The following is a 13675-nucleotide window of genomic DNA, read 5'->3' on the forward strand; positions in this document are numbered from 1 at the left end:
TATCCGGTCGGGATCATGCTGTAGTCGGCCGTTAAGAAGCCGGATTGAGCTGAGCTGGAGAGTTGAGTGTCCGCCGGAGTGGGACCAGGAACAGGCACAAAAGTTCTCTGAGCCAGGCCAGGACACGGCGGAGGTTGTGGCCGACGGCTGAGAGGAGAACGTTGGCGGCGTCTCCGGCGCGGCCTTTGAGATAGCAGCGGCCGAGGTGGCCTTCGGTCTTCAGGTGTCCGATGATGGGCTCGATGGCGGAGCGGCGGCGCAGCTCGCGCTTGATGACACCAAAGACGCCGCGCTTCTGGCCAGAGATGAAGACGCGACGGGGATTTTGCGCGTCGTGACCGCGGTATCCCTTGTCAACATAGACCCGCTCGATCGCACAGCCGGTGAGTGTCTCGGTGCGGTCAAGGACGTCCCGCAAGGTGTGACCGTCGTACGGGTTGTCGGGCAGCGACCTGGCGTGCAGCACGAACAGGCCACCGGGGGCCCGGCGATTGTTGGTGACGATGGAGGCCTTCACGCCGAACTCGTAAGGTGCGCTGGCCTTGCCCTTGCCGATGCACTCCACCTCCGGGGTGTGGAAGGAATAAAGCTTGAAGCCGCGCTGGCGCTGCTGCTGCGAGCGAATCTGCCTGGCCCGGCCAAGCGGGAGGGCGAATGCCTCCTCCAGTGCGGGCTGGCCCTCGGTCTTGCGGCGGATGTCGCGGATGATCCGGCCCAGCCGGCTGCGCAGGATGCGCAGCTGCCGCTGATGCCGGTTGAACTGTTTGGCATGCGCGTAACGGCCCGCCATTATCGCTGCGCTTTTGGCCACGCGAGCATAGGATTGCCGCAGTCTGACCCCGTGCTTCCTCGCCAGGCGGTTCAACCCGCGGATCGCCGCATGCAGCAGTTTGGCGTCGGTCGGGAAGCTGATCGCCTTCGGCTGCACGGTCGTGTCGACCGTGACCCGCTTGAGGTCCTGGCTGCGTAACGCACCGGCCGCGTGCGCCACCCGAAGGCTCTCGGCCAACAACCGCTCCAGCTTGTCGCCGAGCGGTTTGCGCCAATGGCTCAGGTCTGAGCGCTCGTGCGGGAAAACGTGCTGGAAAAACTCTTCGCCAGCGAAGAACTGGAAGTACGGGTCGTGGACCCAGCGCTCGCACACGCCCTCATCGGACAGCCCGTAAATGTGCTTGAGCAACAACAGCCCGATCATGAAGCGGGTCTCGATCCCCGGCCTGCCGTTCTCGCTGTAGAGCGGGGCTATCTCCCCGTCGATCCAGTCCCAATCGATCTTGCCGGCGAGCAAAACCAGCTCGCGCTTCATGTTGATGATCTGGTCCAGCCGTGCCCGGAATAGATCGTTCGATCCCGTCGTCTTGTGCTTCTTCGGCCGCATCGTCCCCTCGATGCGCCACACAAGCACGGTTCACAGCGAAGGGGAATCCACAAAACGAATTTGCAAGGTTTGCGGCGCTCAAGCTTCAAATCCCTGCAAATCTCAAACGCTCCCAAACCCTAAAAACAGAATCCCGCTCAATCGCTTAGAGACTTGTTCACGGGCGACGCTGTAGTCGAAGCGGCAACAAGATCGACGCCGTTGCGCCGGGTCATCGGGCCGGAGACATCTCTACCGCAATCTTGGCCTGCGTTGGGCATTTTGCGGGCGAGCACGCGTCTTCGTATCGTCGTTGACGGCGCTCGCCATTCGTAGCGGCGCAGGCAAAATACCATGACGGTAGTGCAAACCTCCATCGGGGCGGCCGGCCAGAAGACCCTTGAACAGTTCCGTAACACGATGAAGCCGGTTCGCGGGCCGCAGGGGCGTAGCTGGGTCGAGGCCGACGTCGTAATCGTCGGAGCCGGGCCTATCGGGCTGACGGCAGCCAACATGCTGGGCTTTTTGGGTGTCAAGACTATAGCGCGACGATCAGGATGAGAGCGCGCATTGCGCCGCCTGAAATGTTCCTGAATGCTGGGCCGTTGCCTCACGTAATTTGCTCCCCAGTGGAATGGGACTGCGGGGGCGATAATGAGGCAACTGAGCATGGCGACTCGAAGAGAACTGACGGCCGCTGTGGGGCAGCGCTACAGGGAGGCGAGCCGCGCGGAGAAGGTGCGAATTCTCGACGAGTTTGTGGTTGTGACGGGCTTCCATCGAAAGCATGCGATGCGCCTGCTCCGAGGCGATATCGGGCAATCCTCGGTTCGGCGCACCCGTCGCCGGATTTACGAGGAAGCTGAACGAAATGCGCTGGTAGTTCTTTGGGAGGCCTCGGACCGGATTTGCGGCAAGAGACTGAAAGCGCTGCTGCCGCTCCTGATCGAGTCGATGGAACGGAACGGCCACATGGGCCTGGCGCCTGAAATCCGCGCGAAACTGTTGACGATGAGCGCGTCCACGATCGACCGGGCGCTGGGCAAGATCCGACAGGAGGACGGGCGCCAGCGCTGTCGGCCGGTGGCAAGCACGTTGCGACGGAGCATCCCGGTACGGACGTCGGCCGACTGGGATGATCCGGCGCCGGGCTTTGTCGAAGCCGATTTGGTTGCCCACAGCGGACCCTCGGCGCGCGGCAGTTTTATCCAGACGCTGGTGCTTACGGATATTGCCACCGGTTGGACGGAGTGTGCGCCGCTGCTGGTGCGCGAGCAAACGCTCCTGAGCACCGTGTTGACAGAACTTCGGCGACAGCTGCCGTTTTTGCTCCAGGGCATCGATACCGATAATGATTCCGTGTTCATAAACGAGACGCTGAAAGCGTATTGCGAGCAGGCGAACATTGTCTTCACCCGTTGCCGGCCTTACCGCAAGAACGACCAGGCGTTTGTCGAACAGAAGAACGGAGCCGTGGTCCGACGGATGGTCGGTTATCGGCGGTTTGAGGGGCTCGAGGCGGCTGCGTTGCTCGCAGAACTCTATCGCTCAGTGCGCCTGTTCGTGAACTTCTTCCAGCCGTCGTTCAAGCTGATCGGAAAACAGCGCGATGGCGCACGCGTGCGTAAATCTTACAGCGCACCAGCGACACCGCATCAAAGGCTGGCAACCGACCGACGCACCCCCGATGCGGTTCGGGACCGACTGCAGGAAATCTGCGCCAACTTGGACCCGGTCGCGTTGCTGCGCGACATCCGGGCCGCGCAGCAACGTCTGGCCGACCTCGCCGATGTGAAGCCGGCGGGTGGTTCGATTGCTGCTGCGGCACCGCCGATCGACCTGTTCCTCGCCAGCTTGCGAACGGCGTGGAAAGAGGGCCGCTCTCGACCGACGGACCGGCCGATCCTCAAAGTGAAGCGAGGTCGCCGTCGCCCTGATCCGCTCGTTCAGGCGACCCCACAGCTGCAGGAGTGGTTCAAGGCCGAGCCGTGGCGAACCGGCGCCGAGCTCCTGACGAGGTTACAGGCGAAATATCCGGGCGCGTACCCGGACAAGCTGCTGCGAACGCTTCAGCGCCGCCTCAAATCCTGGCGCAGCGAGCAGGCAAGCGCGCTGCTGTTTGGATCGGCGGATCATGCGGCGCAGATCGACGCGACACAGGTCGTACGGTGACCGCGCCCGCCCTCCGGTACGGGGGAGGCCGGTCGTTGCGCAACCCCGACCAGCTCCACGACCGGCCTCCCCCGTACCGACCGTCCGTCCTCTGGGGAGCAAAATAAATGAGGCAACAATCGCGCCTTCGGGAACATTCCTCCATGAGGCAATACGGAGTCTCACCCTGATCGCCGCCGCGCAGTCAAGACGATTCTCGTCGAGCGCAATGACGTCACCTCGGATTTGCCGCGTGCATTGGTGGTGGACGATGAATACATGCGCCTGCTGGATAATTTGGGCATCCTTTTCGAGATGCGCGACGATCTAGCCGCGCCGTTCGGTATCTATTTCTACTCAAGGCGGGGCCGACCCATCGTCAAGGTCCATCCCTTCTTGACGGCAAACGGCTTCGGCACACGCACCGGCGTTGTGCAACCCGTTTTCGAGAAGTTCCTGCTTTCGCACGTCCAGCGGTTTGCCTGCGTTGACGTTCAGTACCGCACGACGGTTTCCGGCCTGTCGATGGGACAGGACGGAGTAGGGCTGAATGTGCGAACGGCGGACGGGACAGCGCGAACTATCACAGGCCGATATGTTCTGGCATGCGATGGAGCAAAAAGCTTCATCCGTTCACAACTTGGCATCCCGTTTGAGGGAACGCGCATCGATCAGCCGCACCTGGTCATCGATCTCGCTGAATTTCCAGATCAATCACCCTATTCGCGCTTCTTCTGCAATCCAGTCCGCCCGCTGAACAGCATACCGTCGCCCTACGGTGGTCGTCGCCTCGAGTTCATGCTTGCCCCGGACGACGATCCGGAGGCCATCGTGACTCCCGAGTGTATCCGCCATTTGCTGGATCATCACTCGCCATACAAGGGGGTCGAGGCGAAGATCATCCGGTCGGTTGTCTACGGATTTTCAGAGCGGGTTGCACGACCTCTGCAACACGGGCGGATATTTCTCCTGGGAGATGCTGCCGATGTGATGCCGCCCTTTGGGGCCCAGGCGATGAACACGGGGGCGCGGGATGCCAACAACATTTGTTGGAAGATCGCAGCCGTGCTGTCAGGGAGAGCGGGTGAACGCCTCCTTGAAACATATGAATCGGAGCGCCGCCCCCAAGTCGAAGCGATCATTCGCTATTCAGTCACGATCGGCAGGCTCGCGAACATTCGCAGCAGACCGCTGGCTCTCCTCCGAGACATCGTCTTTTCGGCGCTGAACTGGATCCCGACGGTCAGGCGGTTCTTTTCGAGCATGCGATACATGCCGAAACCGTGGTTGGAGGCGGGTTTCCTGGTTCGGCACGGCAAGAGCAAGACCGGGCTCGTGGGTCGAATCCTTCCTCGCCTCAACTTGACGGCAAGTGACGGCGGGACGCGTTCGATCGATGATATTGCGGGAAGTGAATTCGTGCTTTTGGGCTTTGACGTCGACGTTGAATGGCTGCGGAAGCTATTGATCCATCCAATGGCGCAACAGCGTTGGCGCGCGATCGCGGTCAGATTTGACAGCGAGGCGCGCGCGAAAGCGGGCATTGAGGTCGCACAGATCGCTGATGAGGAGACGCGACAGATCTTCACAGCCTATCGTGGGCAGCTCATGCTGGTACGTCCCGACAGGTATGTCGCATCAGTCGGGGATCCGAGATCGATCGCGATCGACATGAATGCCCTTTGGCGTTCGTTCGGCAACATCGCAGCCGAACCGAAAGCAACTGCCTCGACTGACGCCGCGTTGCGCTAAGGCGCGACGAGGTCCGCGTGCTTGTCTCAAAGGTCCTTATTGCCGGGGCGCAATCGGAGCGTATTTGCTACGCTCCCGCAAAATGAACACCGACAGGGCAAGAAGGACGATGTTGAGTGGCACAGCCGCGGCTTCGCCGCGGGAGAAATGGAAGATAATTGCCACGATTTGCAGCAACGTACATCCAAGCGCGGCATATACCGTGAGGCGAGGCTGGATCCGCATCGTCGCCGGCAGCAGCACTCCGATGCCGCCGGCTACATCCAGGATGCCAGTCAGATGCAGGAACCAGATCGGAACTTGACCCGGCCAGACCCACATCGCCGCCAGCTTGTCGACAGGCATGAACAGCTTCATGCTTCCGAACAAGATGAAGAGCACAAAAACGATGATTTGCGCGGCCCAAAGCCCGATCTTGAGCAGTGCGCCGGGCACCGGGCCGGATGCGGCAGCCGTGGTCGTCATTAATGTCCCCTGGGATTGTTGTGGTTTACGCCGATTGTGTTGTCGCAAGCGCCGGCTGGCCGAAGCGAAAGCTCGAAAGAGCCCAGCTGCCCAGAAAATCCGGCTGGTGATAGATGAGGGTTGCAGGCTCCTCTTCGGCCGCACCGAGCGCAACCATCAGCGGGATCAGATGATCCTCGCGCGGGTGTGCGAGGCGCGCGTTCGGTGCAAGCGTCCACATGGCGACTCGCTGATGCCGTTCGGTCGCCGATGTCCGAAGCAAGCTCTCTTGCAGCCAATCGTCGAAAACACGAGATGGCTCGATCGCAGCGGGCCCTCTCAGTCCGAGATTGTGAAAGCTGGAGCCGCTGCCGATGATGACGACGCCTTCGTCACGCAGTGGTGCCAGCAGCCGTCCGACCGAAAGGTGCGCATGTGGATCGAAGTCTTGCTTGACCGAGAGCTGTACGATCGGCATTTCGCCGTTCGGGTAGACCGGCTTCATCAGGCTGAACGTGCCATGGTCGTAGCCGCGCTCCGCATCGCTTTCGCACGCGAAACCTCCGGCGTGCAGCATGGCGTGCACCCGCATGGCAAGCTCGGGTGAACCGGGCGCGTCATACTTGATGTGATAGAGGTGTTCGGGGAAGCCGTAATAATCGAACACCATTCCGGGAGAGGCTCCGGATGAGACGACGAAATCCGCCGTCTCCCAGTGTCCCGAGATCACCAGGACGGCCCGCACGGCGTCGCTCCATTCGCGCCGAATGGACTGAAGTGACGCCTCGAGCTTGTCGAAGCGGCGGCGCATGCCGTCTTCCATGTATGGCCAGGGACCACCGCCGTGCGAGAGGTAGTAGGTGGGAAGTCGAATGGTCACGTCAGGCCCTCGCAAGGTTGCTCCGGGACGTCGATCGGAGGTCGTCGATGCTCCAAGCACCGGCACCTGCGAATGCGAGATAGAGGAAGACAAGGCAGAATAGGATCGCCGGTTCACCCTGGTTGACTGCGGGCCAGAAACCCTGAGGCGCGTGGAACATGAAGTAGGCGACCGCCATCTCGCCGGAGCAGATGAATGCCGCGGCACGAGTGAACAGTCCGAGAACGATGAGCGCGCCGCCCAGGAGCTCAATGACCGCCGCGACGAGCAGGATGCTCGGCAGCGGCGTCGGTACGCCCGGAATTGCGGCCGGAAAGGCAAGAAGCTTCATCAACCCATGCTCGATGAACAATAAAGCCGTGATGATCCTCACCGCGGCAAGCACGCGCGGGGACCAGGTTTCGAAGTCAATCATCGGCTTTCGCTCCAGCTGGTTGAAAGCTGATGTTCTGAGCTTTTCTCGTCTATTGATCATCTGCGATTTTATTGAAACATCTTTTCCTGCTAGTTGATGATCGTTGGACCCCCGCCGAGCGGGATTTGTGAGGAATCCGATGGATACGCTGATGACCGTCCGGGTGTTCTGCGCTGTCGCGGAGCTCAAGAGCTTCACAGCGGCGGCCGAGCGTCTCGGCGTGTCACCTGCTATGGCAAGCAAGCATGTCATGCAGCTAGAGGAGCGCCTCTCGGTGCGGCTGCTCAACCGTACAAGCCGGCATGTCAGCTTGACCGAGAACGGCGCACTCTACTTCGAGCAGGCTCGGCGGATGCTGGAGGGCCTGGACGAACTGGAGGCAGGTATCAGTCAGACGGCGGTCGCTCCGAAGGGACAGTTACGTCTGACGGCGCCGGTGTGGATGGCAGGCCCGCTGTTTGCCAGCCTGCTGGCCGACTATCGCGCGCGTTATCCAGACGTGACGCTGGAGGTCGATCTGAGCGGCCGGCTGGTCAATCTCGTCGAGGATGGCTTTGATCTCGCGCTTCGCGTGACAGCCTCTCCCGATCCTGGTCTCATCGCCCGGACGATCGCCGAAGCGCCGTTTTATCTGGTTGCCTCGCGCAAGTTTCTCGACAACCGCGGACTTCCCACCTCCCTTGACGAACTGCAGGGCGCCCCGCTGGTTGCCTACAGCCTTGTGCATGGCGACGGGGTGGTGGCGCACGAGACCGAGAAGGGACGTCGAACGATCAAATTCACGCCCGTCCTGCTGAGCAGCAACGAAACGCTCATGTACCATGCCTGCCTCGAAGGCATGGGCTTCGCCTTTCTGCCGACCTGGATGATTTCCGACGATCTCGCCGCGGGGCGGCTGGAATGTGTGTTCCCCGACAGGCTTTTTTTTGCGGGACGGCTGCTCGCGGTCTATCCGACGCGCAAATACCTCACAGCCAAGGTGCGCAGCTTCCTTGACTTCGTCGTGCGCGATCCGCGGTTGAAGCAGTCGCTCCACGCGTGAGTGCTTCTTGATCTGGCCAGTGTCGCTGCGGACCAGTCCTGGCGACGCTCCCTGCGCTTCGGCGTTGTCCCTCTAGATAGGGACAGACCCCTATCGGGATTTCGAGTATTCACCGACGTAAATAACGGTGCTCAATAGCGCCGCCATCGAACTCAGTGCCACAAGCGGAAGAGATTGGCGGCCAGTCTGGCCGGATGCGACCGAACATTTCGACGCGGGGGAACGAGAATGCAGCACGGATGTCCGCATATCGGCAGTGAGGTTGCAAACAGCAAGACCGATCTCAGAGCCGCACAATGAAGAATGCCAGCTCGACGTCCGCAGTCTACCCCAACGCGGCCTATGCTTGGTATGTCGTTCTCGTGCTACTGCTGGCCGGCATAACCTCCTATCTCGATCGCTACCTGCTCGCCCTGCTGATTGGACCTGTCCGGACGTACCTGAAGATCAGCGATACGCAGGTCAGCCTCCTTCAGGGTCTCGCGTTTGCACTTTTCTATGTTGCGGCGGGGCTTCCGTTCGGCCGTTTGATCGATCGAACCAATCGACGCAATGTCATTATCGTCGGTGTTCTCGTGTGGAGCGCATTCACCGCCGGGTGTGGATTGGCGGAAACCTTCTGGCAGATGTTCGTGGCTCGGCTGGGTGTCGGCATTGGTGAGGCGTGCCTTGGTCCGGCAGCTTTTTCCTTGATTGCCGATTATTTCCGCCGGGAACAACGCGGCCGGGCGATGAGCGTGTACAACCTTTCCAACTATCTTGGCGGTGGCGCGTCTCTGCTCATTGGAGGCCTCATCCTCAAGGGGCTGACGGCCACCGCGACGATGGCTCTGCCGATGCTGGGTGTGGTTCCGACCTGGAAAGTCGCCTTCTTTGTTGCGGCTGCACCGGGTCTTGCTGTCGCCCTTCTGTTGCTGACCGTTAGAGAGACGTCCCGCAAGGAAGTCGCGCACCCGGCCTCGAGCGATGGGATCATGCGCCTTGGCGACTACCTTCGTCGGCATGCCGCGGTCTATTCTGCGCTCTACCTCGTCTTCACCTTGAACGCCTTTGTCGGCTTAACGTTTGCCTCCTGGGGGCCGACATTCTTCGCGCGGCAATTTAGCCTTGGTCCGGCGGAAGTCGGTTTGCTCCTCGGTCCCATCGGGATCTTTTGCGGTACCGCAGGTTCACTCTTGAGCGGAGCGCTTGGAGATTGGCTGGTTGCGAATGGAGGTACGCGCTTTCGCATACCGCTGATCTCCTGGCCAATCATGCTGGCGGGAGTTATCTGCCTGTGCCTGGCTCCAAAGCTTCCGCTCGCTCTCGCCGGCGAGGGGATCGTGCTCTTTGGCAGCGGATTGGGCCTGGTTGCGGGGCCGCCGACCTTTCAAGACGTAACTCCGAACCAGCTCAGGGGGCAGGTTCAGGCAGTCTACTTCATGCTTTCAGGTCTATTGGGGCTGGGCGTCGCGCCGACCGCTATCGCCCTTGTGACCGATTTCGTCTTCGGCAGTGACGACGCGATCCGATACTCGCTGTTGCTGGTGCTCACGCCTGTGGCATTGATCGCATTTGCAGGTTGCGTCTTCTCGCAGTCTCGTTACGCCCGTCTACGGAACGAAATCTGGCCGGTGCGCTAAAGGCGTCCGCGTGGCCGGCAATGTATCGCGATCAGAAAAATGCCGTGCTCTCGACCGAGAGCACGGCTAAGTCTTGGGAGAGACCCAAGCGCTGCGGCCTTGTGTCGGGCCGCTCCGCAAGCACTCAATGTTTCAGCACGACCTTGCCCTGAATTCCGGCAGCGACCGCATTCTGGGCCGCACCGATCTCACTTAGTGAGAAGATCTTGGCGATCGGGATGGTCAACACACCGCGCGATGCCACATCCGCCACCGCCGCGAGCGTGCCCGGGTCAGTGCGGTGATAGAGTTGGTGGATGGTCACGCGATTGGCGACATTCGTGCCATCGGGTACGGGAACGATACTGGCAACGTAGCCGCCGTCCCGCACGTGCCGGATGAGGTTATTCGCAACTGGCGTTGCGGCACTGATGGCGTAGTCGAACGTGGCGTTGCCCGGCGGCTGGGTGATGTCGAGAGCCTCGCCCGCTAGTCGGCGTGCCTCCTCGAGCCGCTCCGGTCGCACGCCCGCCACGGGCTTTGCCCAAATCTCCTGGAGATATTGAATTGCCGCGCGACCGACTGCGCCGAGGCCGCCGGAGATCAGGACGCGATTTCCGGCCTTGACGTTGAGAGCATCGACCGACTGCCGTCCGGTGAGACCGGCCTTCGGCAGAGCGGCGCCTTGCTCGAACGAGAGATTTGCCGGAAGTCTGGCAACGGCCGTGGCCGGAACCACTCCAAATTCGGCATGGGAGCCTCGCCCGTTCGGAGCGAAGTCGGCGAGCACGCGATCACCGATTGCGATTCCGGTTACGTCCTGGCCGACCTCAACGACCGTACCGGCAGCGTCACCGCCCAACACAGCGGGAAGCTCCAAAGGGATGAATTTGGCCACATAGCCTTGACGGATCAGGATGTCGAAGTGGTTGACCGCGGACGCTTCGATCTTGATTAAGACTTCGCCGGGTTGTGGCTCGGGTGTAGGCACATCGTCGATCGAGAATTGACTGGCGTCGCCATAGGATTTGAGCCGGGCAGCCTTCATATGTGAACTCCTTCGCGTCTTACGCACGGCGTTTCGGGCGCAGAACCGTGTTACCCGTTTGCTGGACGTGCCGATCCTGTCGCCACACATCGGATCGCCTGACGGCCCAAGCCGGTGATTTCGCCAACCATCAGATCGCCCGGCTTCAAGAAGCGATTGTAATGGGTGCCGTTTCCTGCGGGTGATCCCGTGCAAATGAGATCGCCCGGCATAAGACGCGCATACCGTGAGATGTATTCGATCTGCCGGCGGATATCGAAGATCATGTCCGCCGCATCTTCATCCTGCATGACGTCGCCGTTGAGGCTCAGTTTCAGATGCAGATCGTACGGATTGGAAACGAATTGTGCTGGCACGAGCACCGGACCGAAGGGAAGGAAACCGGGTTGCCCTTTCGCGCGCAACCAGTCTGTTCCTAACTGCCTGTAATCGGTGCGGCCTATCAGGCTTCGCGACGTTACGTCGTTGACGATGGCATAGCCCGCAACGTGCGACATCGCATCGGCACGCGAAATGTTCCGGCCGCCTTGGCCGATGATCACGCCGAGTTCAAGCTCCCAATCGGGTTTTTCGTCTAACGGCGGCAGGATCAGCGCGTCATAGGCTCCGGCAATGGTGGAGACCGGCTTGGTGAATGCATAGGGCTCACCCGTCGCAGCCCTCTCGTCCATCATGTTCTCGGCCCAGCGTCTGAGACCCGCCGCGTCGAGCCCTTCGGGGCCAACGCCCATATCGAGCGTCAGGTCGACGACATGCTTGCGGTAGTTGGCGCCCGTGCAGAAGACCTGGCGGGGGAGATCAACCGGAGGACAAATCGCAATGTCCGAGAATGCCCGGAAGTGGTCTTGAACAACCGTTTCGGTAAGTGCCGCGCGCAGGTTGTCGGCGGCCTCGAGAGCGCTGTTCCAGTCTTGAAGGAGATCGAGGACGCTCTTGCCAGCGAGCCGTTCGTGGCTGGAGGAGGGACAAGTACGGACCAGATCGTCCAGCGCCGCAATGCGCTCGCCAATCGCAAGGCCTGCCCGCGGAGGTTCGGCGCCGCTGCGGAACGTTGCGAGGCCGTATTCTTGGGGCGTCATTGGGTGGGCTCCCGGGAAGAGGCGAGAAGATCGGAATCGACGATGTCCGAGTAGGCGACGTTGCCCCCGCGCAGACCCGCAAGTTGGCGTTGGACAATGAGGAGCGCAATTCCCTTCCGGTCGGCCACGAGCGTGCCCGGGACTAGGTCGACCATGGTTTCCGCAACGGGATGGGAAATGCCGGCTCCGGCGAGATGCGAAACGGCGACGCTATTATTGGCTTGCGCCTGCGCGCGCGCATATTCCATCGCGGTCAGCCACGCTACCATACGCGCGCGAACGCGGTCGTATGAGCTCCGGCGCACAACAAGTCCCTGGCCGGGAAATGCAGGATAACGGTCGTTGACGCGAGCCAATACCCGCGCGCCCTGTGCAACGGCCATGCCGTCGAATGGCGGGCCGAGCAGGGTGGCGTCACCGCCTCCTGCCAGCAACGTCTCGTAGCGTTCGCGCACGCCTCCGGCAGGTTTGAGCGCGTACGATCCGCTGTTTAGTCCAAATTCATCCAGCAAGGCCCTGGCGGCCACAACGAACCCGTTGGCGGGCGCATCGACAAGAAGCGTCTTGCCGTTCAAGCCATGGATGTCGGTTGTAGCAGCGGTGGCGATGAGAGAAAGGTGAGTTGTCCGCTCCACCTGCGCAACGATGCGCAAGTCCCCGGCGTCAAGCCGCAGGTTCCAGTCCATGACGTTATCCATGGCTGTGACGGCTGCATCTGCCGTGCCGCTCATGAGTGCCTCGAACTGCTCGTCGGAGGATCTTGTCGCAATGCCATCGACCGAAAGGCGCACTGGGGCCGTTGCCGCACCGATGCGCGCCAGCATCGAGATCGCGGGCTCGACAAACCAATGGACGGTCAAGTGCATTCCTACCTCCCTCGAGTATTAAATAACGATACGTATCGTTTTGTAAAGAGCGAGGCGAAGCTGGTTGCTCCTTCCGGTTAGTTCCCTTGCATTTTGGCGGCGGCTTTTTGGAAGACCTCCCGCACCCAAATGATGCCTGGGTCACGGCTGCGATAGTGATGCCATTGCATCTGCTGTTCAAAGCGCTCCATTCGAAATGGAAGTTCCAGTATGGCGATAGGGAGGTGGCCGGCCGCAAGTTGCGCGGTACGGCGGTGAACGATCGCGATCCGATCGGTTCCGACCACAAGCTGCGGTACTGAGGAGAAGGCGAACGTCGAAACTTCTGTGCGTCGTGTGATCCCCAGTTGCTCCAGAAGAACGGAATCGAGAGCGCCCGCAGTTGTCGAAGAAAGATATCGCACGTGGCCCGCCGCGGCGAAGGCCTTCCGTGTGAGCGGTCCTTTGCCATATTTCCCCCGGCGCCATGCCACGCAGCAGTAATCGTCTTCAAACAATTTGATCGAGGGGTGATCAGGTGAGCAGACGACACGCGGTGCGATCAAGAGATCGGCCTCGCCACGCTCGAGCGTGACATTGGGCTTTTCGGTCTGCCGCAAGAAATGGAAGCCGATGTGGTCGCAAAAGGGGGCAGTGAGCTCAAGCACCGGTGGAATGATGGTGTGAAGCGAATAGTCTGACACAAGCAGCCGGAATTCACGAATCGCGACTTTGGGGTCGAAGGCCGGCTTGGTAGCCAGGGCAACTTCAATTCGCGTGAGAACGTCGATGATTTCCGGCCGCAGCGTTTCCGCGCGAACCGTCAACTCCATTTTTTGGCCAACCCGCACGAGCAGCGGATCGTCGAAATATTCCCGCAACCGACCGAGCGCATTGCTCATGGCGGATTGACTCAGATTCATGCGCTCTGCCGCTTCGCTGATGGATCTGGTCGCAACCAAGTGGTCGAGCGCCACGAGCAAGTTGAGATCGAGATTGTTGAAGCGCAACTGGACCTCCTGAATTTATGGATTTTATCAATAGAGTTGATTGAAACTATC

The 13675-nt window shown here is 60.8% G+C and carries 13 protein-coding genes; 5 read left to right on the forward strand and 8 right to left on the reverse strand.

All coding sequences use genetic code 11. The annotated features are described in order from the left end of the window. Positions 1-31: 31 nt before the first annotated feature. Positions 32-1378, reverse strand: coding sequence for an IS5 family transposase (locus ACE103_RS10760; RefSeq protein ID WP_375779375.1), 1347 nt, complete (start codon positions 1376-1378; stop codon positions 32-34). A 399-nt stretch (positions 1379-1777) separates the two neighbouring features. On the opposite strand from ACE103_RS10760, the gene ACE103_RS10765 reads away from it, so the two are divergent. The 3 genes from ACE103_RS10765 to ACE103_RS10775 all read left to right on the forward strand — a co-directional run bounded on the left by ACE103_RS10765 (position 1778) and on the right by ACE103_RS10775 (position 5260). Next, positions 1778-1918 carry an FAD-dependent monooxygenase gene (locus ACE103_RS10765; RefSeq protein ID WP_375781084.1) on the forward strand — a complete coding sequence of 47 codons (141 nt, stop codon included), beginning with the start codon at positions 1778-1780 and terminating at the stop codon, positions 1916-1918. A 93-nt stretch (positions 1919-2011) separates the two neighbouring features. After that, entirely contained in the window at positions 2012-3529 is a 1518-nt protein-coding gene (locus ACE103_RS10770; protein ID WP_375779029.1) for an ISNCY family transposase, read from the forward strand. Between the two features lie 240 nt (positions 3530-3769). After that, a complete protein-coding gene (locus ACE103_RS10775; RefSeq protein ID WP_375781085.1) occupies positions 3770-5260 on the forward strand; it encodes an FAD-dependent monooxygenase in 1491 nt (496 codons plus the stop codon). Positions 5261-5296: 36 nt separating this feature from the next. Here the strand turns inward: ACE103_RS10775 and ACE103_RS10780 are convergent, their stop codons facing one another. From ACE103_RS10780 to ACE103_RS10790, 3 genes are read right to left on the reverse strand one after another with little or no spacing between them, the layout of a single operon-like run. Then, positions 5297-5725, reverse strand: coding sequence for a DoxX family protein (locus ACE103_RS10780; protein ID WP_375779376.1), 429 nt, complete (start codon positions 5723-5725; stop codon positions 5297-5299). 25 nt (positions 5726-5750) lie between these two features. Further along, entirely contained in the window at positions 5751-6527 is a 777-nt protein-coding gene (locus tag ACE103_RS10785; protein ID WP_375781086.1) for a DODA-type extradiol aromatic ring-opening family dioxygenase, read from the reverse strand. Between the two features lie 58 nt (positions 6528-6585). Next, positions 6586-6999, reverse strand: coding sequence for a DoxX family protein (locus ACE103_RS10790; protein ID WP_375779377.1), 414 nt, complete (start codon positions 6997-6999; stop codon positions 6586-6588). Between the two features lie 139 nt (positions 7000-7138). On the opposite strand from ACE103_RS10790, the gene ACE103_RS10795 reads away from it, so the two are divergent. Continuing rightward, positions 7139-8041 carry a LysR family transcriptional regulator gene (locus ACE103_RS10795; protein WP_375779378.1) on the forward strand — a complete coding sequence of 301 codons (903 nt, stop codon included), beginning with the start codon at positions 7139-7141 and terminating at the stop codon, positions 8039-8041. 296 nt (positions 8042-8337) lie between these two features. Further along, positions 8338-9663, forward strand: coding sequence for a spinster family MFS transporter (locus ACE103_RS10800; RefSeq protein WP_375779379.1), 1326 nt, complete (start codon positions 8338-8340; stop codon positions 9661-9663). A gap of 124 nt (positions 9664-9787) precedes the next feature. On the opposite strand, the gene ACE103_RS10805 is transcribed toward ACE103_RS10800, so the two are convergent. The 4 genes from ACE103_RS10805 to ACE103_RS10820 all read right to left on the reverse strand — a co-directional run bounded on the left by ACE103_RS10805 (position 9788) and on the right by ACE103_RS10820 (position 13624). Beyond that, the gene (locus ACE103_RS10805; RefSeq protein ID WP_375779380.1) at positions 9788-10690 is read right to left on the reverse strand and encodes an NADP-dependent oxidoreductase; all 903 of its coding nucleotides are present in this window, start codon (positions 10688-10690) and stop codon (positions 9788-9790) included. Positions 10691-10740: 50 nt separating this feature from the next. Beyond that, entirely contained in the window at positions 10741-11769 is a 1029-nt protein-coding gene (locus ACE103_RS10810) for a fumarylacetoacetate hydrolase family protein (RefSeq protein ID WP_375779381.1), read from the reverse strand. Continuing rightward, positions 11766-12635 (reverse strand): ABC transporter substrate-binding protein, encoded by an 870-nt coding sequence (locus ACE103_RS10815; protein ID WP_375779382.1) that lies wholly within the window; start codon positions 12633-12635, stop codon positions 11766-11768. The genes ACE103_RS10810 and ACE103_RS10815 overlap by 4 nt, the downstream gene beginning before the upstream one ends. A gap of 77 nt (positions 12636-12712) precedes the next feature. Beyond that, a complete protein-coding gene (locus ACE103_RS10820) occupies positions 12713-13624 on the reverse strand; it encodes a LysR family transcriptional regulator (RefSeq protein WP_375779383.1) in 912 nt (303 codons plus the stop codon). Between the last annotated feature and the right edge of the window lie 51 nt (positions 13625-13675).

It is taken from the genome of Bradyrhizobium sp. ma5 (genome assembly GCF_042258955.1).
Taxonomy (GTDB): Bacteria; Pseudomonadota; Alphaproteobacteria; order Rhizobiales; family Xanthobacteraceae; genus Bradyrhizobium.